The organism is Chryseobacterium oryzae, assembly GCF_022811665.1.
In the GTDB taxonomy this organism is placed as follows: Bacteria; Bacteroidota; Bacteroidia; order Flavobacteriales; family Weeksellaceae; genus Chryseobacterium; species Chryseobacterium oryzae.
Genome location: NZ_CP094529.1, coordinates 2,754,767 through 2,779,660, shown reverse-complemented (window position 1 = coordinate 2,779,660; position 24,894 = coordinate 2,754,767). Strand labels below are relative to the sequence as shown.

The window sequence follows — 24,894 nt, the reverse complement described above, 5'->3', positions numbered from 1 at the left end:
AAAAAAGTTTAGGGCTTCTTTTGTGGATTTTGATGGGTGTTGAAAACAGATAGAACAATGATTTTATCATCAATAATATCAAAAATGATAAGATAGGGAAATTTTTGCAGGAAAGCTTCTCTGTATTTTTTCTTAATTTGGAAATCTTTTGGGTGGGTTTTAATTCTCTTGAAGTATTTATCCAGCTGCTTCATAAATTTTTCTCCCAAACCTTTTTGTGCATTTTCATAATAAAGATATGCCTCCAGAATTTCGAGATTTGCTTCTTCCTGTACGATTAATTCATAAATCATTTCAGAGCAGATTTTACATTCTCTTTTACTTCCTCCCAAGTATAAGATTTGCTTTGCCCATTCAGATGTTTCTCTTTTCTTTTATCTAACTCTTCATAAAACCAATCCGGAACAGCAGGATAGTTATCTTCCTGTTCCTCCACATCGATGATTCCGTTGATGATGCGCAAAATTCTGTCATCTGCAATGTCGATGAATTCGTGAATTCTTTTTCTGATGTCTACAGTAGATTCCATTGGGCAAAACTTTTGTGATTATAAAATTACAAAATTATTTTATGATTTCTCCAAAACAATTGCCGCATTACATCCTCCAAAACCAGAAGCTGTTTTCAAAATATATTTGATTTCTGCCGTTTGGTTTTCTTTAATAATATTTAGTGGTTGGGACGTTCCCGTTTCCTCAAAATTTTTGGATGGGATTAAAGTATTATTCAAAGCACTTTCCATTGAAATAATACTTTCCAATAATCCTGAAGCTCCCAGACAATGACCATAATACGCTTTCATACTGTTCAAAGGGATGTTTTGCAAATCCATTCTGTTGAAAGCGATGGCTTCCATCTCGTCGTTGTAAATAGTCGCTGTTCCGTGTGCAGAAATAAAATCGATTTGCTCGGCGGAAACTCTCGCTTCTTTCATTGCATTTTGAATACTTGCAAACAATCCGTCACCAGTTCTTGAAGGTCCCGAAATATGATTGGCGTCATTAATGGCTGAATCTCCTGAAATTTTAAAACTAAGTTTTTCGGTTTTATTTAATTCTGAAGTGATATAAACCGCAGCCGCCGCTTCACCAATGTTGATTCCGTTTCGGTTTTTGTCGTATGGTTTGCAGATTTCTGTTCCGATTGCCTGAAAAGAATTGAATCCTGAAATCACAAATTCAGAAATCTCATCTCCCGCTGCTACAAAAGCATTTTTATATCTTCCCGACTGAATCATATTTTTCGCCACAGCAATCGCCATTACTCCCGAAACACAGGCATTGGAAACCACAATTGGTTTGGTTTTAAAACCGAAAAAATCAGCCATTTTCTGAGCCATTTTTGAAAGAAAAACGTCTTCCGGCAAAGTTTCTTGATTTTTTAATAGGCAGATATTTCCTTTCGTGGTTGATAAAATAAATGCGGTTTCTTCTGTGATGTTATGTCTTTCTACCAAAGGTTTTAAGCTCAACAGCAACATTTTCTCTAATCTCGTGAAATTCTGATTATCAAAGTTTTTCTCAAACTCTTCTTTCAATTTTTCAGAATCAATCTTTGAAGCGTAAAACGGCTCCTGATTTTTGATGATTTGATGTAAAGCTACGCCGGATTTCCCGTCCAAGAGAGCTTTCCAATTAGAAGGAACGTCAAAACCCAAAGGCGTGACGCAGTTGTAATCTGTAATATAAATTTCTGTGGTCATTATAATCCCATTTTATCTTTCCAGGCCTGAAAAAATTCAGGATTATATAAACATAAATTATTGTCTGAATCCAGAAAAACCTGAATCGTTTCCCCAGAACAGACCAATTGATTGTCTTCGTTGAAAAGCTCGTATTGGTAAATCAGTTTCGCTGAATTTGAATTAACAAAGGTCGTTACAATCTTGAATGTTTCTCCATATTTCAAAGGCAGAAAATGCTCCGTAGTTGTTTTTACAATCGGCGTTACATATCCCGCTTTTTGAATATCAAGATAAGTCAATCCGTGCTGTCTTCCGAAAGCTTCTCTTCCGTCCTCAAAATACACGATGTAATGCCCATGCCACACAATTCCTAGCGGGTCTGTTTCATTGAAGCGTACACGTACTTCTTCTGTACAAGTTAAATCTTTAGACTGCATTCTGTTTTCTTTTTTTACCACAAAGGGCACAAAGGGCACAAAGGTTTTCACAAGGTTCACAATGATTATTCTGAATATTATATCGTTCCGTTGATTAATCTTTTAACACCATTTTTAAATAAAACTGAGTTAAAATTAATCAGTAAACCCAATTTGCAATTGCTTAATTTTAAATAAGTTAAAACTTGAGCGATATGAATATCATTCAATGATTCTACCGATTTTATTTCAACAACAACTTTTCTTTCAACTAATAAGTCAATCCTATAGCCAATGTCAAGTTTTATGTCATCATAAATTAATGGCATTGGTTTCTGTTTCTCTATCAATAATCCGGATTTATTTAACTCATAGAACAAACATTCTTCATATGCACTTTCTAAAAGTCCTGCTCCAAGTTGGCGATGAACTCTTAATCCTGCATCAAAGATAATCTTTGAAATATCATTTTCATTCATATTATTTGTGTTTTATAATTTTTTTGATAAGGTTCACAAAGGTTTCACAAGGGACGCAATTAAGATAAAATACATTTATTAATCAAGCGATAAGTTTATCATAGTGTTCTTTGTGCAAAACCTTGTGTTCCTCGTGGTTAATAAACCACAAGGTTCACAAAATAATGTTTGTGTTCTTAGTGATTAAACTAAACCGCATTCTGCCTCCTCTCATAAAATAAAGCAATACCAACCATCGCTACATAAAATAAAAATAAGAAAATCAATTCTTTCGCAATATCACCAATGTCGCTGTTTCTTAAAATGATGTCGTAATAGGCATTCAGACCCCAGTTCATTGGAGAAAATGCCGCGATTTTCTGCATAAAATCAGGCATCAGAAAAACCGGAACCCAGATGCCACCAATGGCAGCCAATACTACCACTGATGTTGCTCCAAATGGTGCAGATTGTTCCTGAGTTTTCGCCACTGTTCCCAGTAAAACGCCAAATCCTATGGCTGCCAAACCTGCAAATAAAGTGACGATGATGAGGTCAAACATTTTTCCGGTCACATCGAACTGTGGTAAATCCATTAAAGGGAAAAGCCAGATTCCCACTGCAACCATCAGCAAAAACTGAATAACACAAATAATTAAATATGTAAATGTTTTTCCTAAAATATGAATGTAATAGGGAGTCGGGCTCACGCGAACTCTCACGCTCGTTCCCTGACTTTTTTCTTTGACCAAATTGATAGACAAAGGCACAACAATAAAGAAAATGGCAAACAGCGCCCAAGCCGGAACGTTATGCTGTACCGAGTTGGGTTTGGCTTCCAAAGCAGATTTTGGAACGATTTCTTTGAAAGTAATCAGGCTTTTGTTATCCAAATTTTCCGTGGTTCCCAACTGGTCCTGGAATGCTTTGTAGATTTTTTTGTTCTCGATTTCGAAGACCATTTTGTTGATGGCATTCATCACAGAATTCTTGAATCCTACATTGGTTGCAGGGTCAAAATACAGGTGAATATCTTTCGCTTTTGTGGCTACAACTTTTGCGGAAGCTGAATCGGTTTCCAGACCAAAAGAACTCACAATCGTCTGAACTTTGGAATCAATATTTGAATTGATATCTTTCGTTAAATTCTGTGGAATTACAATTGCCATCTGATATTCACCCGAAAATACGGCAGCTTTAGCCGAATTTTCGTTGTAATTATTTAAAAGCTGAAAACTTTTGCTGGCTTTTAGTTCAGATTCTATTCTTTTTGAAATTTCAGAATGGTCATTATCAATAAAAATAATCGGGATTTTTGAACCTTCCAGATTTTTAAACGTAGAATCCTGAATCAACGTTATGGTAATAATAAGCAGCAAAGGCATTAGGAATATAATGACAATTCCTCCGATATCCCGCTTCAGTAAAAGGATTTCCTTAAAAAAACTTCTCCACAGTTTATACAACATCTCTCAGTTCTTTTCCGGTTAATGATATGAAAACGTCTTCCAGGTTTTCTGCGTTGGTAACTCTTTGCACCAGTTCTTGAGGCGTTCCTGTAGCGTGGATTTTTCCGTGGTCGATAATGGCAATTTTTGTACAGAATTCTTCCGCTTCAGAAAGGTGATGCGAAGTGTAAATAATGCACGTTCCTTTTTTATTCAAATCTAAAAGATAATCAATAATCGCTTTTTTAGACTGAACATCCACTCCGACAGTCGGTTCGTCCAGAAACAATACTTTCGGGTTGTGAAGCGTTCCCGCAATCAAGTTGCAACGGCGTTTCATTCCTCCGGAAAACTGTTCTACTTTTTTATCTGCAAATTTCGTTAAACCCATCAATTCCAATGCTTCATCAATGGTATTTCTCAGCTTTTTGTGGCTTAAACCATACAGACTTCCGAAAAACATCAGGTTTTCTTTGGCAGTTAAAGTCGGATAAAGTGCATATTCCTGGGGGACAACGCCAATAATCTGTTTGAGTTTCGTGCTGTTTTTCTGAGGCGAAAGTCCGTTGATGGTAAAACTTCCCGAGGTCGGTTTGATTAAGCCGGAAAGCATAGAAATCAAAGTGGTTTTTCCCGCTCCGTTGGGGCCGAGAATGCCGTAAATTTCGTCTTTATTGATGTTCAAAGAAATATCATTTACAGAAAAGTCTTCTGCATTTTTATATTTCTTGTAAAGATTTTTTATTTCGATGGTATGTTCCAAAACTAAATAGCTTTTCTCAGTTTCTTATAAAAAGCTTCCTCCAAATCAGCGATATGTAACATCGATTTTGAAAGCTGATTGTAAATATCACTTTTCGAATTTCTGTTTTTGTAAACTCTTGCAATATCCACGGCAAAATCTCTCCAAAGGTCTCCAATGGCCGTAATTTCTTTGGATAATTCTTTTAGCTCGTCATTTTTAAGAATCACAGCGGCTTCCTGTAAAAACGCACCATAAATAAACCGAAATCCGCCGCCACCGGTTCCGATTTCTTCCTGCATTCTGATGAGTTGCCCGAGATAATGATTGGTCACTTTCGTTCCTTTTTTCTCTGCCCATTTGGGGATGCTTTTCGCCACCCAACGCATTGCTTTTACGCCAATCAAAGGAACGGGAGCCAACATGTTTTTGCAGGTATCTTTAATTCCTTTTTTGATGGCTTCTTCAAGATTTACGGTTTCGGGAATATAGGTTGGGAAATACATGTGGCCTTTTGGCGGAAGTGCACCTTTGGCGTAACGTACTTTTTCTAACTCCGCTTCGGATAGAGATGTTGCGAAATCCATAACCGGGTCGCTAATGAGAAATCTTCCGTTTTCTTTGCCATAAACCACCAAATTATGTGCATTGAAATGGAATTTATATTCTTCCGGGAAATAAGTGAGGTTGAAAACCCCAACCTGAAGTCCGGTCGGAATATTTTGTTCTAAATTTTTTTCTAAGGCAGCTTGTGCCTCTTTTGGATTGGAAAATTTTTGTCTTTTGATTTTAATTCCCAGTCTTTTTGCCGCTTTGCTGAAAATTGAGCCGGGCATTGGCCGATAACTGAATCCAGGTGCAAAATTTACTTTTAAAAAAGGTAAATACACAAAAAATAATCCGGAACCGATTCCGAAAATCATTGGTTCGCTGAGTTTTAAGCCTTTGTTGAGTAACAGGTTGGAGGCAACACCGTTTTCGCAGTGAGCGGTCTGATGGTGTTCAAAGTTGATTTTCATTGTTATTTACCGTCGAAGTTTTTTAATTCATCCACCGAAATTCCGAATGCGTCGGCATATTTTTTCAGGGTAGAATCGCTAAGTTTTTTGAATACTGATGGTTTTGCGTGTCTTTTAACGGTCCATTGCCATTTATCAACATAGGCTGCAAGAACCTGGAAATCCATTTTGTTGAGTTCCATAAAATAGATAATCGGACTAACGATATTATTGGCAACGTTGCGTTTGGCTTCATCCACACGTTCTGAGATGAGCTCCATAGATTCGTCCAAAACCGCATTCTTGATATCCCAACCACTGCTTTTGGCGGTGCCGTAATTATTGTTTTCGTCTGTAACGTACAGAACCTCCGTCATATTAGCAGAGGTTAAACTGCCCTTGTCCTGTGGGATGTCTTGTTTTTTCACAACTATTTCGATAATAAGGTCAATTAAATGGCTAAAGTAGTAAAATTGCAGGACATAAATTCATGGTTTTTTCTAAGCATCTTCTAAATGGGTTTTCCGGAATGCTCGTTTATTGTGAATCGTAAATCATTTATTATGTTAACAAAGTGTTTAATTTTATCAATTTCAGGAAGGTTTTTATAATCATTTAATTACGAGGAGAGGCATGTTTCAAAAAAAATAGGTTTGAGAAATAATTATTCTAAATGTAACTTTATGCTTATTTTTACTACCAATATTTTTTAATTCTTATTTTATATGAAGAAATTTTTTATATCCGTTTCTCTTTTCTGCACCATTATGGCAATGGCTCAAAAGTTTGAAACCCAAAAACAGACCGATGCACAAGGCTACTCTTACGAAACTGTAAAAAACGATTTGGCTGGAGTAAGAATCTACACTTTGAAAAACGGTCTGAAAGTCTATCTTGCAAAAAATGACGATGCGCCAAGAATTCAGACGTATATTCCGGTTAGAACAGGTTCTAATAACGATCCGAGTGATAATACCGGTCTTGCCCATTATTTGGAGCACATGGTTTTCAAGGGAACTTCTCATCTTGGTACTTCAGACTGGGTAAAAGAAAATGCTCTTTTGGCACAGATTTCAGATCTTTATGAGCAACATAAGGCAGAAAAAGATCCTGAAAAAAAGAAAGCGTTATACAAAAAAATAGATGAAGTATCTCAGGAAGCTTCAAAATATGCTATTGCCAACGAATACGATAAGGCTATTTCGTCTTTGGGAGCAACCGGAACCAATGCTCATACTTGGTTAGACGAAACAGTTTACAAGAATAATATTCCTTCTAATGAGCTTGAAAAATGGCTTAAAGTTGAAAAAGAACGTTTTTCTGAATTGGTTCTAAGACTTTTCCATACAGAATTGGAAGCCGTTTATGAAGAATATAACAGAGCACAGGATAACGACGGAAGATTGGTTAATTATGCTTTGATGGATGCGCTTTTCCCAAAACATCCCAACGGTCAGCAAACAACAATCGGAACATCCGAACATTTGAAAAGCCCTTCTATGAAGGCTATTCATAAGTATTTTGATACGTATTATGTGCCTAATAATATGGCGGTAGTTTTGGTAGGAGATTTAGACTTCGACAAAACCATAAAACTGGTGGATGAGTATTTTGGCTCGTTCAAGTACAAAGAATTGCCGATGAAGAAAATGGTTTCTGAAGAACCTATGACTAAAGTTGTGGAGAGAACAGTAAAAAGTCCTTCTACACCAAGAATGACAATGGCGTGGAGAACAGATTCTTACGGAACTCAACAGGCAAGACTTGCCAATATGGTTGCAGAAATTCTTAGTAATAATGGAGATGCTGGTTTAATTGATTTGAATGTAAACCAAAAACAAAAAACACTTGGAGCAGGAGCGTATGCAAATCCTCTGAAAACCTATGGATCTATTAATTTATCGGTAACTCCTAAAGACGGACAAAGCTTTGATGAAGCTAAAAAACTTCTTTTGGAACAGATAAATCTTGTGAAAAAAGGAGAATTCCCAGACTGGATTTTGAAAGCGATTGTAAATGATATGAAAGTTCAGCGTATGAAATCTTGGGAAACTGCCGATGGATTAGCAACAGAACTGTACGGAAATTACATTGGGGAAAGAACCTGGGAACAAGAACTGGATGAAATTAACCAATACGAGAAAATTACTAAAGCGGATATAGTAAAGTTTGCCAACGATTTCTTTAAAGATAATTATGTTGTTGTTTATAAGGAGAAAGGAGTGAATGATAAATTGGTTAGAGTAGAAAACCCTGGAATTACACCCATTAAAATTAACAGAGATGCTCAGTCGCCTTTCCTGAAAGATATTTTATCCAATAAACCTGCAGAAATTAAGCCTCAGTTTATAGATTACAAAACCGCTATCGCTACAAGTCAAATTAAAGATAAAAAAGTAAGTTTTGTAAAAAATAAATATAATAAAGTTGCTCAGGTAACTTATATTTTCCCTTTCGGAACAGATAATGATAAAGAATTGTCGTTAGGCGTAAGTGTTCTTCAGTATCTTGGGACAGATAAATATACTCCGGAACAATTGAAAGAAGAATTTTACAAGCTTGGAATTTCAAATAGTTTCAGAACTTCAAATGACCAAACTTTTATTACTTTAACAGGTCTTGAAGCCAATATGAAAAAAGGAGTTCAGCTTTTAAATCATTGGATGACGAATGTGAAAGCAGATAAAGCCATCTACGATCAAACCGTTAAAACGATTCTGGAGTCCAGAGAAGCTGCGAAAAAGGATAAAAACAGAATTATGGCTGCTCTTTCCAATTATGCTAAATATGGAAAAGAGTCTAGAATGACAGATATTATTTCTAAACAACGTTTACAAAGCATTAATGTAAACGATTTAATGTCTAAAATTAAAACGCTGAATAACTATCCTTATGAAGTATTTTTATATGGAGACAGTCAGTCAGATTTAGAAAAATCGGTTAAGCCTTTTATCAGCAATGCATCATTAAAACCTGCAGTAGCCAAAGTATATCCGGAGCCGGCAACACAAGGAAAAGTTTATTTTACCAACTACGATATGGTACAAATGGAAATGTCTAAAGTAGCTAGAGGTGGAGATGTTAACCTTGCAGATTTTGGTAAGGCAAATGTTTTCAATGAGTATTTTGGAAGAGGACTTTCGTCTATTGTGTTTCAGGAAATTAGAGAAAGTAAATCTTTAGCTTATTCAGCGTATGTTTCTTTTGCAAATGCGTCAGAAAAAGGTCATCCCAACTATGTTACCAATTACATCGGAACACAGGCAAATAAATTACCTTTAGCAGTAAATGCGATGAATGATTTGATGGCAGATTTTCCACAGATTCCTGCTCAGTTCGAAAATTCTAAAGGCTCAGCCTTAAAGCAAATTGCTTCTAACAGAATCAACAGAACCAATATTTTCTTCAATCAATTAGCACTTAAAAAACTGGGTGTAGATTACGATATCCGAAAAGATGTTTATGCGGAAATTCAAACTTTAACGTTGCCTCAGTTGACTAATTTTTACAATTCTGATATTAAACCGTTAAAATATAATACAGCCATTATCGGGAAAAAAGAAAACCTGAATATGGAATCAATTAATAAAATGGGAGAATTTAAAGAAGTGACTCTTGAAGAGATCTTCGGATATTAATTTTCATTGATATAAATTGTTTGAAGTGGGGCAGTAATGTCCCACTTTTTTTATTGTTGTGAGTTACATATTCTATGAAGTAACAAACTGTGTTAAATAAGTCTATTTTATTTAAAAAAGCTAAACAAAAGATTTATAAATTAATTTAAAATAAACTAAAACATGAAGCTTCTCAAAGCAATACAAAACTTTGTATTGCTTTGAGAAGCTTCATGCCATATCACTTAAATACGTTTATATAAATTCTTTCTTCTGTAAAATAATAAAATATTAGAATATATTCTTATACTGAAACTATTTATTCTTCTTGAAGTAATTAACTCCACATTCCAAAAATTTCTTAAATTTTTCCTTTTCCATATAACCGGAAACAGGATCATTAATTACTTTTCCATCCGGAGTAATCAGAACGTAGTGTGGCTGAGAATTATTATTGAAATTTGCCGTTTGAAACAAACTCCATCGGTCGCCAATTGTTTTTACTTTTTTTACCTGTCCATCACCCAAATCAATTTTAGTTTTCTGATCTTCCGGAAGTTCTTCCTTGTCATCCACATACAATGAAGCTAAAACAACATCGTTTTGAAGAATGGGAAGGATGTCAGGTTCGGACCATACGAATTCTTCCATTTTACGGCAGTTTTCACAACCATAACCTGTGAAATCAATAAGAACAGGTTTGTTTTCTTTTTTTGCCAGTTCAATAGCATTAAAGAAATCATGTTCAGGTTTCATGCCAAGAATTCCGTCTTTTTCATCATGAAAATAACTAACATTAATTGGAGGTAAAATACCGCTCAGTAATTGTAATTTAGGTCTTTCGGAAGGGATAAGTCCCTGAACTAAATAAACAATAAAGCCTAGTCCTAAAACCCCTATAATTTTTCTTGTTACAGATATTTTTGGCTTCTTATCATCGTGAGGAAATCTGATAAGTCCGAAAAGATAAACAACCAAACCAATCGCAACAATAATCCAGATTGCAATAAACAGTTCGCGTTTAATGAGAAATGTTTTAGAAACAAGATCGGCTTTGGATAAGAATTTTAAAGCTAAAGCCAATTCAACAAAACCTAAAACAACTTTTACAGTATTCATCCAGCCTCCAGATTTTGGAAGACTCTGCAAAGCTTGCGGAAATAAAGCCAACAATCCGAAAACAATTGCCCATGCCAGTCCGAAACCGGCCAAAGCAAAAGTAAGCAGCATCGGTACATTTGCAGAACCTGTAATGGCACTTCCTAATAAACTTCCAAGGATTGGTCCTGTACAAGAGAAGGATACAATAACTAAAGTTAATGCCATGAAGAAAATCCCGATCATTCCGCCCGCTTCTTCAGCTTTAGAAGATTTGTTGGCGATAGAACTTGGAAGAGTAATATCATAATATCCGAAAAAGCTTCCAGCAAAAAATATAAAGATGATGAAGAATGCAATATTCAGCCATACATTGGTAGAAATTTCATTGAAAACATTTCCTGCAATTCCGTCAATTAAATGGAAAGGTAAACTCAGTAAAACAAAAATTAAAAGAATAAAGAACCCGTAGATTAAAGCGTCTCTTTTTCCTTTCGCCGGATTTTTATTTCCTTTCGTAAAAAAAGAAACCGTAAGCGGAATCATTGGGAATACGCATGGAGTAAGCAGTGCAATTAGTCCACCGATGAAACCTAGTAAGAGATAAGTCCAGTAATTTTCTGTAATTTTGGATGAGCCGGTTCCGCAATCCGTTAAAGGCTTTGCAATATCTATAGAAGCTATTTTTAACTGTTTAGGGTCTAGTTTTGATGTTTCGGTAACGGTAATTTCACCTTTCGAAGGGTTCTCGGCAACAGTTTCAGTAGTGGTTACAGAATCTTTAGCTTCTTCATTGGGTAGAGCAGCATCTTCTTTGGATTCTTTTGAAATAATTTTTTGGTTGAATTCTAAAGTATTCGGTGCCAAACAAACTCGATCATCGCAGGTTTGATATGTAATTTCCGCAACTACATTTCCAGGTTTTGAAACATCTTTCAATTTGAATTTCTGCTTGAAAGCTGCCGAATTAGAATAATAAATGATTTTCCCATTGAAAGCTTCCGAAAATTCTTCGTGTTTTTTTCCTACTTCTTGAAATTTGCCAATCAGTTCGATGTTTTTTCCGGATACTTTATATTCTGTAGGAATACCTGTATCTTCAGGAATATCTCTGGAATAAATATGCCACCCACTTTCTAAAGTTGCATTCAGAACAGCTTCGTACTCGTTGTTGCCAAGTTCGTTAACGGTAAATTTAAATTTTACGGGGTTCTTGATTTGGGCATTAATTGCTGTTGTAAAAAACAGAACGATTAATAAAAACCAATTTTTGAATTTCATATTACTTTTCATATAAAATGGTGAGAATTGTATTAGTTTTCTCATCTTTTGCGTATTTTCTATCTTGTCTGAACGGTATTACTCCAAGAATTTCATCATTTCCGTCCGTAAGAAGCCAAATTTTTTGCTTGGCTAAATTAGGTATTTTTTCATCTTTAAAAAACTTAGAAACTTTCTTTTTCCCTGAAAAATGCACAGGATAGAAAAAATCCCCCTCTTTTTTATTTCTCAGTTTAAGCGGATACGTTAATTTATCGGCATTAAACTCCCAATAAAAATCTTTATTGAATGTGTCAATAATAGAAATTTGATCTGAAATATTAACTGTTAGATTGTTTTGATCTTCATTTTCGGGAATTGTTAAAATGATTTCAGAGATGTTTTTCTGCTTTTCTTCTATTTTAATCAGGACAATTTCGTTTCTGTTAATGTTGAGCTGATAGTTTTTCGAGAAAAATGTACTTCCTGTTTCGGCGGTAAATATTTTTTTAATTTCTTCAACTTTCGTAAAACCGTATTTTTTTAAAATTTCAAACTGTACAAAATCATTTTCAAGATTAAGTTTTTCTTTATTTAAAATGATATTTTCCTTGTCTGAAATGGTTATCTTTTCTTCGATTTCTTTAATCTGTTGCTGTACAAATTCTTTGGTTTGGTTAAGATAAGTAAGCGATTTTTTAAAACTATTGAGAAAATCGGCATCTATTGTACATAAATTGGGGACAATAGTGTTGCGGATTTTATTTCTCAGGTAATCATTTTTTTTGTTGGAAAGATCTTCCCGAAATTCAATACTGTTTTCTCGGGCAAATTCATAAATTTCTTCTTTAGAAAAATTGAGTAACGGTCTCAGAATATTGTTTTCGTTGGAAGGAATTCCTGTTAATCCCGAAATTCCTGAACCGCGGGAAAGATTAATGATGAAAGTCTCCAACTGATCGTTGAGATGATGGGCTGTAACAAGATAATCTAAATTTTCTTTTTGGCAGATTTCATCAAAAAAGCGATAACGAAGCATTCTCGCCCAAAGTTGAATAGAACCTTCCGGTTTTTCATCTTTTTCGGAAACACTGTATGAATGAAATTTAATACTATGAATTTTACAGAAATCTTCCACTACTTTTTGGTCTGCCTCAGAATCTTCTCCTCTCAGTTTATAATTAATATGTGCAATCTGAAAGAGGTATCCTAAATCTTTTATACCCTCAAAAAGATATGCTAAAACCATAGAATCTGCACCTCCGCTTACAGCCAAAAGATATTTTTTCTTTTCAGATGATTTTAAAGAATTTTTTAGATGATTTCGGAATGATAATTGTGTAAGCATAGTGCTTAAGATTTCTTTTAAGCAAAGATAATCCTTATTATTAAAATGAATTTTGTTACCTTTGAATCGTTTAAAAAAGTTTATTTATGAAGATTTTTAAAATTTTAGCGGCTTCGGCAGTGGTGTTGGGAATGACATCTTGTGTAAGTAAAAAACAGTATGACGCACTTAGCGGAAATTACAAACAGTGTATTGAAAATATCGGCGAAAGGCAAAGAGAAATTCAGGATTTGAAATCTCAGAATTCGGCTTTGGCAAGTGAAAATAATCTATTGAAAAGTCAGCATGATGCATTAAAATCATCTTTGGATGCTTGTCTTTCTAATACAGGGAAAAGTTCGGCTAATATTGATAAGTTGGTTGGAGAAATTAATGCTTCAAACTCATATATTAAGCAGCTTATCTCTGCAAATGCTAAGAATGACAGCTTGAATCTGGCGCTTTCTAACAAACTGAAAAGATCTTTGGATAATGTTACAGATCAGGATGTTCAGGTAAAAGTTCTTAAAGGAGTGGTGATGATTTCATTATCAGACAAAATGCTTTACAAAGTAGGAGATTACAACGTTTTGCCTGCAGCTCAGGAAGTTTTGGGTAAAGTGGCAAAAGTAATTAATGATTACGATAAATACTCGGTATTAATTGAAGGAAATACAGATAATTCGCCATTAAGTTCTGCAAATCTTCCTAGAGATAATTGGGATCTTTCTGCTTTGAGAGGTACCGCTGTTGCAAAAGTGCTTCAGACTCAGTTTGGAGTAGATCCGGCAAGAATTACTGCTGGTGGTCGTTCAGAATACAATCCTAAAGCAACGAACATGAGCGTTACAGGAAGAGCGGAAAACAGAAGAACAGAAATTATTATCATGCCTAAATTAGATGAGTTTATGAAACTTATGGATATTACTCCTAAGAAATAATTTCATTTACATATCAATAAAAATCCCGGAATTTTTTCCGGGATTTTCTCTTTTCTCAATTAAAATAAATTAAAAAGAGGTAACTGCTTTTCTGGATATTTGTGTATGAATGTATTGAGGGCTTTAGATTTGATAAAAATTTCTTTTCATCATCGCAGGTGTGTTTCAATTTTCCATGAATGCAGCGTAACAAATGTAGATGGTTTTTATATATCGGGGCAATCCGTATTTTTACGGAATTTAATTGCATTTTTACGTAGTAGAAATATTCATAATTAATGTAAATTTGAAAAAGAAAATAAAATAATGAGCTTTTTTGAAGAAAAAAATCCAGAAATGGATCGCTATCTGGAGAACCACGCTTCTTCCGAACCGGAAATTCTAAAAAAACTGAGAAGAGAAACTTTTCAGAAAACTACACAGCCACACATGATTTCCGGGTATCAACAGGGAAGACTATTAACCATTATTTCTAAGATGCTGAATCCTAAAAATGTGTTGGAAATAGGCACTTTTACAGGATATGCAACGCTGTGTCTTGCTGAAGGTTTAAAGGATAACGGTAAAATTACCACTTTAGATGTTAATGAAGATCTCGCCTATCTTCCAAGAAAATATTTCGGAGAAAGTAAATTTTCTGCTCAGATAGATTTCAAAATTCAGGATGCGAAAGAATTTCTAAGAAATACAGATGAGATTTTTGATCTTGTTTTTATTGACGCCGATAAAGAGAATTATGCAGAGTATTTTAGATTGATAAAACCTAAAACGCAGTCGGGTTCAGTCATACTTTTTGATAATGTTCTGTGGTACGGAAAAGTGCTGGAAGAAAACCCTAAACAAAAATCGACTCAGGTAATTAAAGAGCTTAATGATTTAATTGCAAAAGACGACGATTTTGAAAATCTTATTTTACCTTTGCGAGATGGAGTAAATTTCCTCAGAAGAAAGTAAAAACAATGAAAAAATTAACGTATTTCTAGTTTTTTAATCTTCAAAACCATTCAATCTTTTAATAAAATACTAATGAATAAAGGAGTTTGTATTGTTACCGTTGCACCTGTGCGTGCAGAAAATTCGGACAAAGCAGAAATTGTTACCGAAATTTTGTATGGTGAAAGTGCAGATATTTTAGAAGTGAATAAAAACTGGACTAAAATAAAAATGCATTACGACGGTTATGAAGGTTGGATGGATACCAAACAGATTAAACCAGTTTCTGATGAATATCTCATCAATAGAAAAACTACCATTATTACAGAAGATTTTGCGTCTATTATGACGAACGACGGGAAAACACTTCTCTCCATGGGTTCGGAAGTAGAATATCCTGCCGTAGCTTCTCGCAGAAGCCATGATTTGAGACAAAGCATAAGTTTAACAGCCAAAGAATTTCTTAATATTCCTTATTTATGGGGAGGCAAAAGTTTTTTTGCGGTGGACTGCTCTGGTTTTGTTCAGTTGGTGTATAAAATTCATAACATTAAATTGCCAAGAGATACGTATCAACAGGCTGAAGTAGGGGAGGTGTTGAGTTTTGTGGAAGAAAGTCAGCCGGGAGATTTAGCATTTTTCGAAAATTCAGATGGGAAAATTATTCATGTCGGAATTATGCTGGAAAATCAAAAAATTATTCACGCATCCGGAAAAGTAAGGATTGATACGCTTGATTCCAGCGGTATTTTTAATCAGGAAATGAACAAACATACACACAAGCTTCGGGTTATTAAAAACGTTCTTTAAAACTTTTATGGGAGTCATTTTTTTTTATCTTTTTGATTTTTTGAATCTGCTTATAGTATTGCTTTTGTGGGTTTACACCATCAGAATGTATAAAAAACTTCCTGAGAAAATCCCTACTCATTTCGATTTTGAAGGAAAGCCCGATCATTTTGGTAAAAAAGGATTTGCGTTCTTTTTGCCGGTTTTATCAGTAGTTTTTTACATTACCTTTATTGTCATTACTCAAAATCCTGAGAATGGTAATTTCCCGATTCAATTAACGGAAGCGAATCATGAAATTCAGTTTTTCATTATGATTCTTATGTTGAAATGGCTTTTGTTTTTGGTTGTATTGATGTTTTTGAATATTCAGGATTATATGCTGAGATATAGTTTAAATTCTCAAGCAAAAGCAAAAGTTCATATTCTGTTATTTTTACCGTTTATATTTGTAAGTATAATGTCTGCAATCATCTTTTCTTATATTTACAAATAATTTATTTAATTGTTGGAAATGAGCATTAATCTAATAGTAAAACAGCAATATTTTGTTTGAAAATCTAGATACAATCCATTTTTTAAAGCTTTAACGAATTTATAATGTCTTTTTTATATACCATATTTGTCTATTTGCTCACTTTCGGAATGAAGGTTTTATCGTTATTTCATGATAAAACTAAAAAAGGAGTTGAAGGGCGAAAACAGTCTTTAGATATTGTAAAGTCTGCATTTTCTCCTTCGGATAAAGTTTTGTGGATGCATGCAGCGAGTTTGGGAGAATACGAACAGGGGCTTCCTGTTTTAGAGAAATTAAAAGAAAATTTTCCGTCACATAAAGTTTTGGTTACTTTTTTTTCTCCATCAGGATACGAAAATGTAATTAAGAAAAAACATGCAGCAGATGCAATATGTTATCTTCCATTCGATCGAAAAAAAACAGTAAAAGAGTTTGCTTCCCAATTTAACTGTCAGATTTTTTTTACTGTAAAATACGATTATTGGTATCATCTTTTAGCTGAGCTTAGATCGAATAATGTAAATGTTTTTGTGATTTCTGCACTGTTTTATGAAAATCAGGCTTTTTTTAAAACGTATGGCAAATGGTTTGTAAATCAGTTGAAAAAAAATATTACATGGTTTTTTCATCAAACCCATACATCGTATGTTTTAGCGAAAAGCATCGGTTTACTAAATTCTTCGGTGAGCGGTGATACTCGCTTCGATAGAGTGAAACAATTAAGAGAAAGAGATAATTATGTAGAATATATTGAAGAATTTATTGGAGACAAAAAAACAGTCGTTTTTGGAAGTTCTTGGAGTGCGGAAGAGAAAATCGCTAAAATGGTGCATGAAAATAATTCAAAAACCAAAATAATTATTGCTCCACACGATTTAAAAAGAGTCGAATTTCTTAAAAATATTTTTCCTGAAGCTCTATTGTATAGTGAATTAAAGAACTCGGAGAATGTCAATCTGTATGAAGCTGAAATTCTTGTCATCGACTGCATTGGGCTTCTTTCAAAACTTTATTCTTATGCTGATGTTGCGGTTGTTGGCGGAGGTTTTCATGATGCAGGACTTCATAATATTTTAGAAGCGGCAACATTCGGAGTTCCTGTAATTTTCGGAAATCAGTATAAGAAAAATCCAGAAGCAGATGGTTTAATTGCTGCAAAAGGGGCAAAATCTTTTGATGAAGAAAAATCTGCTGCAAATTTTGTTTTAAAACTGTTAAAAGATGAAAAGCTTTTGGCTGAAATGTCTTTGAATGCAGAGAACTTTGTAATACAACAACCCAATTCTACGGCATTAATTATCAAAAAAATTCTTTCACTTTAAAAACCCTTGGTTTTTGATGTCTTTTATAATGAGTTCGAAATGATCCGGTATTTTTTCCGCATTTAGCCATCCGAATTCTATTCCGTTATTAATGAAAAGCTTTTCCAAATAAATGTTTGAAGTTACTTTTTGGTAAACTTCATCCAAATATTCATTAATTTCAAACCAATAATCTTCGTCTAGTTTTTTAGTCGAGATTAAGGCTTTCACGACTTTATTGATGAGGTAAAGATAGAGTTTGTAAACATCATTAAATCTTAACCGACTCAATTTATCATTATATTCTAAGATTTGGGTAACTAAAATAAGATTGAGAGATACCTCTCCGAATTTATCCGATGTAACCTTTACATGCTCTGTAATTTCCGCGCTGATGCTTCTTATCAGCACAACAAAATATTTTTGGTTACTGATGTATTTTGCTGCATCATCTACTTTTTTACGGATAATTTCTTCTATTTCATTTCGTTTCTGGTCTGTGGTTTCTTCCTCAATCAGTTCGAAATAAAGTTTTTTAGATAAAATTTTATCCTTTTTAAGCAATCTGAAAATGAGCCTGTCTTTTTCTATAGAAGAAAGCTCGCTTAATGCGTTTTTAAATTCTTTAGAATATTCCATCAGTTAAATATTTTTGAATATTTCAGAAAACCGTTCATTGCCCAATTCGCTGTGTAGTACAGGGATTTTAAAGTGGAAAATTTCATAAAATCTTTATACACCAAATATTGGTCTTTTACAATGTTCTGTTTTTTTCTCGATATACTTGTAGGGTGCATTCTGTATTTTGCCATGGTTTTAGGCAATGGTTTTCCTTTTGGGATTTTTTTGAGAAGATTCAGCCACATAACATGATCTTCGCGTTTGCTGCCTTCAGGAAAAAATTCTTTTCCTACCCTTTTAGAATCGTACATAGAAGATAAAAGAGAAAGTCGGCAGGTTTTCAGTAAATTATTAAAAGTAACTTCTGTATCGGCCTTAAAATCTTCAATTTTAGGAACTAAATTTTCATCGCATCTTGCATAATTAGAATAAGCGATTTCTGCTTTTTCTTTTTTCATAAAAGATACCATTTCTTCAAGAAAACGAGGTTCCCAAAAATCATCTGCATCTAAAAATGTGATGTATCTTCCTTTCGCTTTCTGCAGTGAAATGTTTCTTGCATGTCCGGCGCCTCCGTTTTTTTTAGAAATAGTGAGAACAATTCTCGCATCAGATACTTTTTGGATGATTTTTACAGAATTGTCAGTAGACTGATCGTCGGTAATGAGCCATTCCCAATCGGTGAATGTTTGGTTCATAACAGACTGTATGGTTTCTTCCAAAAAAGGTGACGAATTGTAGCACGGGGTAATAATAGAAACTTCCGGCATGTGTTTTTTTTACAAATATAAGGCTTTGAAACGGCACTCTCAGATAACAAATTTGCAGATATTGCAAATTATACTTCCAAAATTTAAAAAAAATAGTGTGATTTTTAAAAAAAGTCATAATTTTAAGCCTTGAAAAATTAGATCTATGAAGAAATTAGCCTTAATATTTGCAGGATTATCATTATTAGCGTTTACAGGTTGTAAAGATGACGAAACTCCGGAGCAGGTATTTCCCCTCGTAGGAAAATGGTCCCCTACTAAAGAAGTGAAAACTCAGGTTTCTGCTACCGGTGCAGGGTTTTCGGATGAAATAGTATACACAGATTGCCAGAAAGAATCCAGATGGGTTTTTAATGAAAACTCTACAGGGCAAAGAACCAACCGAGATTTAGCAGGTTCTACTCCTACATGCAGCACAATTTCTCAACGTAATTTTTCTTATGTTTATAACCCGTCTGAGAAAAATTTAGAAATAAAATATCAGGGAACAGTAGTGGTAGAAAAAGGCAAAGTCATTTTGCTGGATGATAAAACGATGAATCTTAAATTTGAAGATACAACAGATCCAACAGTATATAAATCTACAACATATACATTCAAAAGAGTTACTCAATAAGTACTGTATTGAATTACCTTTATAATAATCCTGTCATTTGTGTGGCGGGATTTTTTTGTGCTAATTTCATTTGAAATTCATATCAATTTCTTTTAAATTCATTATTTTTGTGTTTCAGGATGTAAAAAAGATCTGTTTTGCGTCCATCATTTAACTTAAAATAATTACGAAGCGTGTTTTACGATCATCAGCAGATAGAAAAAAAGTGGCAGAAGTACTGGGAAGACAATCAAACCTATAAAACTTCCGATAATACAGATAAACCTAAATTTTATGTTCTCGATATGTTTCCGTACCCGTCTGGAGCGGGGTTGCATGTGGGACATCCGCTAGGATATATTGCTTCGGATATTTATGCAAGATACAAAAGGCATCAAGGATTTAATGTTCTTCACCCGGTGGGCTACGATAGTTTTGGTCTTCCTGCGGAACAATACGCAATTCAGACAGGAACTCACCCTGCAATTACTACAGAACAGAATATCACAAGATATGAAGAGCAATTACGGAAAATTGGTTTTTCTTTCGACTGGAGCAGAGAAGTAAGAACTTCCGATCCTTCTTATTATAAGTGGACGCAATGGATATTTATTGAGTTATTTCATTCATGGTATAATAAAGACTCAGATAAAGCAGAATCCATTAAAACTTTAATTCAGCATTTTGAAGAAAAAGGTACAGAAGGACTTCATGCCAATCAAAATGATGAGCTAAATTTTACTGCGGAAGAATGGAAAGAAGCTTCTGAGATAGATAAAGAAGATATTTTGCTTAATTACCGACTTGCTTTCAGAGCAGAAACAACTGTAAACTGGTGTCCGGCTTTAGGAACCGTTTTAGCCAATGATGAGGTAAAAGACGGGAAATCCGAAAGAGGTGGTTTTCCGGTTTATCAAAAGAAAATGATGCAGTGGAGCATGAGAATTTCTGCATACTCTGAAAGATTATTGCAGGGTTTGAAAACTTTAGACTGGCCACAGCCGCTGAAAGATTCTCAGGAATACTGGATCGGAAAATCTCAGGGTGCACAGGTAGAATTTGCTGTTGAAGGTTATGATGAAGCGGTTACCGTATTTACTACCAGACCAGATACCATTTTTGGGGCAACTTTTATGGTTTTAGCACCAGAGAATCCTTTGGTGGAAAATATTACAACGCCCGAACAGAAATCTGAAGTAGATTCTTATATTGAAGAAACTTCGAAGAAGACCGAAAGGGACAGAATGGCAGACGTGAAAAATGTTTCCGGGGCTTTTACGGGTAGTTATGCTGTAAATCCTTTTAGCGGAGAAAAAATGCCTATCTATATTTCAGATTATGTTTTGATGGGATACGGAACGGGAGCGGTAATGGCAGTTCCTGCACATGATGAACGAGACCATAGGTTTGCAAAGAAATTTAATCTTGAAATTAAAAAAGTTGTAGAAACGGACGAAGATATTCAGGAAGCATCTTATGATTCTAAAGATTCTGTTTGTGTAAATTCTGATTTTTTAAATGGTTTGAATTATAACGAAGCCAAAATCAAAATTATTTACGAAATAGAAAATAAAGGAATCGGTCACGGAACTACCAATTACAGACAGCGCGATGCAATTTTCTCAAGACAGAGGTATTGGGGAGAACCGGTTCCCGTATACTATAAGGATGGAATGCCATATACTTTGCCAGTTTCTGCATTGCCTTTGGAGCTTCCCGAAGTTGAAAAGTATTTGCCAACCGAAGACGGAGATCCGCCACTTGGGAATGCAAAAACATTCGCTTGGGATGAAGCAAATCAAAAAGTGGTTGATACAGATTTAATTGATGACAAAACTGTTTTCCCGTTAGAATTATCTACAATGCCAGGTTGGGCAGGAAGTTCGTGGTATTTCTTAAGATATATGGATCCGCATGATGATGAGGTTTTCTGTAAAAAGAACCTTTCAGATTATTGGGGACAAGTAGATTTGTATATCGGTGGAAGCGAGCACGCGACAGGCCACTTATTATATTCCCGTTTTTGGAATATGTTCCTGAAAGACAGAGGTTATATTGAACAAAATGAACCTTTTCAAAAGTTGATTAACCAAGGGATGATTTTGGGGATGAGTGCGTTTGTTTATAGAATAGATGGAACGAACCAGTATGTATCTAAAAATTTAGCTAAAGATTATAATACTCAAGCAATACATGTTGATGTATCTTTATTAAAAGGTGCATCGGACGAATTAGATACCGAAGCTTTCAAAAAATGGAGACCAGACTATGCCGATGCTGAATTTATTTTGGAAGACGAAAAATACATCACAGGTCGTGAAGTAGAAAAAATGTCCAAATCCAAATACAATGTGGTAAACCCGGATGATATTTGTGAAGAATATGGAGCAGATGGTTTGAGATTATATGAAATGTTCCTTGGGCCGTTAGAACAATCCAAACCTTGGAACACGCAAGGTCTAAGCGGAGTTTATGGTTTCCTTAAAAAGTTTTGGAATCTTTATTTCGATGGCGATACATTCTCTGTTTCCGATGAAGAACCTACAAAAGCTGAATATAAAGTTTTGCATACTTTAATAAAGAAAGTAGTTTACGATATCGAAAACTTCTCTTTCAATACATCGGTTTCTTCTTTTATGATAGCCGTAAACGAATTGCAAAAAATTAAATGTAATAAACGTAATATTTTAGAGCCTTTAGCCGTTGTAATTTCTCCGTATGCTCCGCATATATGTGAAGAGGTATGGAATTTGTTGGGATATCAGTCTTCCATCGAGTTTGAAAAGTTCCCTGTCTTGAACGAGGAATACTTGGTAGAAGATGAGATTGAATATCCGGTAAGTTTTAATGGTAAAATGAAGTTCAAATTAGCACTTCCTGCAACATTGTCGGCTCAAGAAATTGAAGATTTGGTGATGGTTAATGAGAAAACAATAGAAGTTTTAGCAGGAAATTTACCTAAGAAAGTCATTATTGTCCCTAAAAAAATTGTTAATATCGTAATTTAAAAAAAAATTAACATTGCAAATTTGAAAAAAATAGATACTATTTTTTTTTGAGTTTCTAATGTAATTTTTGAAAATGAAAATTATTAATAATATTTTTAAATATAATTACAATATCGAAATCGGAGTAAATTATTCTTATTGAAAAATGGGAAAATCTTATTCCATGGTATTGGATTTTAATTAATTTTGCCTTTATTTTACAACCTTAAAAATTTAAAACAATATAATTTAGTTAAATATGGAAATGAATGTTTCAAAAAATGATGAGCAAGTAGTTGCTAAAAAAGCAGGAGGTCTTAATCCAGCTGTAATTATTCCTATTCTATTAGTTATAGGGATTTGTATTTATTTATTCGTATTAGGTAACCCAGGTAACTTTAAAGATGCTGAAAAATTGGGTTCTGGTTCGGTAGCTTTTTCTAGTGTGGAAGGTAAAGACATTCATCCAGAATCGTTTTTAGGAATTATCTACAAAGGAGGTGTTATTGTACCTATTCTAATTACTTTTATGATTACTGTTATCGTTTTCTCTTTTGAAAGATATTTTATCTTGAGCAAAGCAGCAGGTAAAGGTAACTTAGATAACTTCGTGGTAAAAGTAAGAGGTTTACTTAACCAAAACAAAATCGACGAAGCATTAGAAGAGTGTGACAGACAAGAAGGTTCTGTAGGTAACGTTGTTAAAGAAGGTCTTACGACTTACAAAGCTTTATCTCATGATACAACTTTGAACAAAGAACAAAAAATGGTTGCTCTAAACAAAGCGATTGAAGAGGCTACAACTTTAGAAATGCCAATGTTAGAGAAAAACATGATGATTTTATCTACTTTGGGAACAGTTGCAACTTTAATTGCATTATTAGGAACAGTAATCGGGATGATTAAAGCATTCTTCGCACTAGGTTCTGGTGGTGGTACTCCAGATGCTGCTGCACTTTCTACAGGTATTTCTGAAGCACTAATTAATACAGCTTTAGGTATTGGTACATCTGCAATTGCAATTATCCTTTATAACTTCTTTACATCTAAAATTGATGGGTTAACTTATAAGATTGATGAAATCGCAATGAGCATCCAGCAGTCTTTTGCAGAATTCAACTAAGAATTAGCAAAATATTTGCATAATTTAGAGAGAAGTTTAATTAATAAAATACAATAATAATGGCGAGAGTCAAACCAAAAAGACACGGAGTAATTACGGACATGACGGCAATGTGCGACGTTGCGTTCCTATTACTTACGTTCTTTATCTTGACCACTCAGTTTAAGAAACCTGATGTGGAGCAGATTAAACCGCCATCTTCAATATCAGAAACATTACTCCCTGATGCAAGTTTAATGACCATTAATGCTACAGCAGACGGAAAATTTTATTTCCAGCCTGTAGATAATGCTTCAGAAAGAGTAGAACTTCTTAAAAAAATGGGTAAGAAATATAATCTTCCAGATTTCTCAACAAAAGAGATTGCTTCATTCCAAAGAGTGCAGGCGATTGGTGTCCCAATGACACAGCTGAAGAGTTATTTAGACTTACCTGAAGATGAGCAGAAGAATTATAAGAGTCCAACAGGAATTCCTATGGATAGTACAAATAAACAATTGGTAGATTGGGTAGAACAGAGCTTAAGTGTTAATCCTAATTACAAATTAGCAATTAAGGGTGATGTTACAACGCAGTATCCTAAAGTTAAAAGTTTATTTGAGGGTTTAAGAGATATAGATTTTCTTAAATTTTGGTTGATAACATCTCAAGAAGGTAAACCTTAATCATTTAGAAATGGCAGAAGTACAAGTACAGGAAAAAGGCGGCAAAGGCGGCAAAGTACGTTCCAAGAAACAGAATACCAGAGTCGATATGACTCCAATGGTGGACTTGGGTTTTCTATTGATTACCTTCTTTATGTTCACGACTACATTCTCTAAACCGAATGTTATGGATTTGGGTCTTCCGGCAAAACCGAAAGATGAAACAAAAAAACCACCTCCAACAGAAATTAAACTTTCAAACTCTATATCTTTATTGTTAGGAAAAGACAATCGTATTTTTTGGCATCAGCAAGACAGTGGTTCGCTTAATGACCAAAACCTGAACGAAACCAACTACGATAGAGAGGGAATTAGAAAAGTAATTGAGCAAGCAAAAGCAAGAGCGGCAGATAAAACTAAATTTACAGTAATTATCAAACCGACAGACGATGCAGTATATAAAAACTTTGTAGATATTCTTGATGAAATGGCTATTACCAAAAGTGAGCAATATGGGGTTACAGACCTTAAGCCTTGGGAAAAAGCTATTTACGACAAGAGAGTAGGAAATCCGGCAGGAGCCGCTTCTGCAACAAAGTAGTTTAACCATTAAATTCGAAAGAAA

24 protein-coding genes are annotated in these 24,894 nt (G+C 34.4%); 11 read left to right on the top strand and 13 right to left on the bottom strand.

All coding sequences use genetic code 11. The features are described from left to right. Window positions 1-8: 8 nt before the first annotated feature. The 9 genes from MTP08_RS12635 to MTP08_RS12595 form a co-directional block, all read right to left on the bottom strand. Window positions 9-293 (bottom strand): type II toxin-antitoxin system RelE/ParE family toxin, encoded by a 285-nt coding sequence (locus MTP08_RS12635; RefSeq protein WP_243576243.1) that lies wholly within the window; start codon window positions 291-293, stop codon window positions 9-11. Next, on the bottom strand, window positions 290-529 hold the full coding sequence (locus MTP08_RS12630) for an addiction module protein (RefSeq protein WP_209389864.1): 240 nt from the start codon (window positions 527-529) through the stop codon (window positions 290-292). Before MTP08_RS12630 ends, MTP08_RS12635 begins: the two co-directional genes overlap by 4 nt. Window positions 530-568: 39 nt before the next feature. Continuing rightward, window positions 569-1,702 carry a beta-ketoacyl synthase N-terminal-like domain-containing protein gene (locus tag MTP08_RS12625; protein ID WP_243576242.1) on the bottom strand — a complete coding sequence of 378 codons (1,134 nt, stop codon included), beginning with the start codon at window positions 1,700-1,702 and terminating at the stop codon, window positions 569-571. Next, window positions 1,702-2,121 (bottom strand): acyl-CoA thioesterase, encoded by a 420-nt coding sequence (locus tag MTP08_RS12620; RefSeq protein WP_243576241.1) that lies wholly within the window; start codon window positions 2,119-2,121, stop codon window positions 1,702-1,704. The genes MTP08_RS12625 and MTP08_RS12620 overlap by 1 nt, the downstream gene beginning before the upstream one ends. A 77-nt stretch (window positions 2,122-2,198) precedes the next feature. Continuing rightward, window positions 2,199-2,579 (bottom strand): GxxExxY protein, encoded by a 381-nt coding sequence (locus MTP08_RS12615; RefSeq protein ID WP_243576240.1) that lies wholly within the window; start codon window positions 2,577-2,579, stop codon window positions 2,199-2,201. A gap of 188 nt (window positions 2,580-2,767) precedes the next feature. After that, window positions 2,768-4,027: an ABC transporter permease gene (locus MTP08_RS12610; RefSeq protein WP_243576239.1), complete on the bottom strand. Its 1,260-nt coding sequence runs from the start codon at window positions 4,025-4,027 to the stop codon at window positions 2,768-2,770. Beyond that, on the bottom strand, window positions 4,017-4,769 hold the full coding sequence (locus MTP08_RS12605) for an ABC transporter ATP-binding protein (RefSeq protein ID WP_243576238.1): 753 nt from the start codon (window positions 4,767-4,769) through the stop codon (window positions 4,017-4,019). The genes MTP08_RS12610 and MTP08_RS12605 overlap by 11 nt, the downstream gene beginning before the upstream one ends. A 2-nt stretch (window positions 4,770-4,771) precedes the next feature. Further along, window positions 4,772-5,767 carry a BtrH N-terminal domain-containing protein gene (locus MTP08_RS12600; protein WP_243576237.1) on the bottom strand — a complete coding sequence of 332 codons (996 nt, stop codon included), beginning with the start codon at window positions 5,765-5,767 and terminating at the stop codon, window positions 4,772-4,774. A gap of 2 nt (window positions 5,768-5,769) precedes the next feature. Beyond that, window positions 5,770-6,174: a hypothetical protein gene (locus MTP08_RS12595; protein WP_209389856.1), complete on the bottom strand. Its 405-nt coding sequence runs from the start codon at window positions 6,172-6,174 to the stop codon at window positions 5,770-5,772. 297 nt (window positions 6,175-6,471) lie between these two features. On the opposite strand from MTP08_RS12595, the gene MTP08_RS12590 reads away from it, so the two are divergent. After that, entirely contained in the window at window positions 6,472-9,384 is a 2,913-nt protein-coding gene (locus MTP08_RS12590; RefSeq protein WP_243576236.1) for a M16 family metallopeptidase, read from the top strand. A 294-nt stretch (window positions 9,385-9,678) separates the two neighbouring features. On the opposite strand, the gene MTP08_RS12585 is transcribed toward MTP08_RS12590, so the two are convergent. Together MTP08_RS12585 and tilS are read right to left on the bottom strand one after the other, a co-directional pair. Next, entirely contained in the window at window positions 9,679-11,742 is a 2,064-nt protein-coding gene (locus MTP08_RS12585; RefSeq protein ID WP_243576235.1) for a protein-disulfide reductase DsbD family protein, read from the bottom strand. A gap of 1 nt (window position 11,743) precedes the next feature. After that, window positions 11,744-13,069: a tRNA lysidine(34) synthetase TilS gene (tilS, locus tag MTP08_RS12580; RefSeq protein ID WP_243576234.1), complete on the bottom strand. Its 1,326-nt coding sequence runs from the start codon at window positions 13,067-13,069 to the stop codon at window positions 11,744-11,746. Between the two features lie 86 nt (window positions 13,070-13,155). Here tilS and MTP08_RS12575 point away from each other — a divergent pair, with 86 nt between their 5' ends. The 5 genes from MTP08_RS12575 (at window position 13,156) to MTP08_RS12555 (ending at window position 17,550) form a co-directional block, all read left to right on the top strand. Then, on the top strand, window positions 13,156-13,989 hold the full coding sequence (locus tag MTP08_RS12575) for an OmpA family protein (RefSeq protein WP_209388779.1): 834 nt from the start codon (window positions 13,156-13,158) through the stop codon (window positions 13,987-13,989). A gap of 306 nt (window positions 13,990-14,295) precedes the next feature. Further along, on the top strand, window positions 14,296-14,943 hold the full coding sequence (locus tag MTP08_RS12570) for an O-methyltransferase (RefSeq protein WP_243576233.1): 648 nt from the start codon (window positions 14,296-14,298) through the stop codon (window positions 14,941-14,943). A gap of 72 nt (window positions 14,944-15,015) precedes the next feature. Next, window positions 15,016-15,732, top strand: coding sequence for a C40 family peptidase (locus tag MTP08_RS12565; protein ID WP_209388781.1), 717 nt, complete (start codon window positions 15,016-15,018; stop codon window positions 15,730-15,732). Window positions 15,733-15,739: 7 nt separating this feature from the next. Beyond that, window positions 15,740-16,207 (top strand): DUF1648 domain-containing protein, encoded by a 468-nt coding sequence (locus tag MTP08_RS12560; RefSeq protein WP_243576232.1) that lies wholly within the window; start codon window positions 15,740-15,742, stop codon window positions 16,205-16,207. A 104-nt stretch (window positions 16,208-16,311) separates the two neighbouring features. After that, a complete protein-coding gene (locus MTP08_RS12555; protein WP_243576231.1) occupies window positions 16,312-17,550 on the top strand; it encodes a 3-deoxy-D-manno-octulosonic acid transferase in 1,239 nt (412 codons plus the stop codon). On the opposite strand, the gene MTP08_RS12550 is transcribed toward MTP08_RS12555, so the two are convergent. Beyond that, window positions 17,542-18,168 carry a deoxyuridine 5'-triphosphate nucleotidohydrolase gene (locus MTP08_RS12550; RefSeq protein ID WP_243576230.1) on the bottom strand — a complete coding sequence of 209 codons (627 nt, stop codon included), beginning with the start codon at window positions 18,166-18,168 and terminating at the stop codon, window positions 17,542-17,544. The two genes, MTP08_RS12555 and MTP08_RS12550, sit on opposite strands and share 9 nt — an antisense overlap. Further along, on the bottom strand, window positions 18,168-18,920 hold the full coding sequence (locus MTP08_RS12545) for a glycosyltransferase family 2 protein (protein ID WP_243576229.1): 753 nt from the start codon (window positions 18,918-18,920) through the stop codon (window positions 18,168-18,170). The genes MTP08_RS12550 and MTP08_RS12545 overlap by 1 nt, the downstream gene beginning before the upstream one ends. A 145-nt stretch (window positions 18,921-19,065) precedes the next feature. Between MTP08_RS12545 and MTP08_RS12540 the strand changes: the two genes are divergently transcribed. From MTP08_RS12540 to MTP08_RS12520, 5 genes are all read left to right on the top strand, one after another. After that, on the top strand, window positions 19,066-19,536 hold the full coding sequence (locus tag MTP08_RS12540) for a lipocalin-like domain-containing protein (protein ID WP_243576228.1): 471 nt from the start codon (window positions 19,066-19,068) through the stop codon (window positions 19,534-19,536). A gap of 173 nt (window positions 19,537-19,709) precedes the next feature. Next, entirely contained in the window at window positions 19,710-22,523 is a 2,814-nt protein-coding gene (gene leuS / locus MTP08_RS12535; RefSeq protein WP_243576227.1) for a leucine--tRNA ligase, read from the top strand. Between the two features lie 238 nt (window positions 22,524-22,761). Beyond that, a complete protein-coding gene (locus MTP08_RS12530; protein ID WP_209388788.1) occupies window positions 22,762-23,625 on the top strand; it encodes a MotA/TolQ/ExbB proton channel family protein in 864 nt (287 codons plus the stop codon). A 59-nt stretch (window positions 23,626-23,684) separates the two neighbouring features. Then, on the top strand, window positions 23,685-24,290 hold the full coding sequence (locus MTP08_RS12525; protein WP_243576226.1) for an ExbD/TolR family protein: 606 nt from the start codon (window positions 23,685-23,687) through the stop codon (window positions 24,288-24,290). Between the two features lie 10 nt (window positions 24,291-24,300). Then, on the top strand, window positions 24,301-24,870 hold the full coding sequence (locus MTP08_RS12520; RefSeq protein ID WP_209388790.1) for an ExbD/TolR family protein: 570 nt from the start codon (window positions 24,301-24,303) through the stop codon (window positions 24,868-24,870). Window positions 24,871-24,894: the final 24 nt, after the last annotated feature.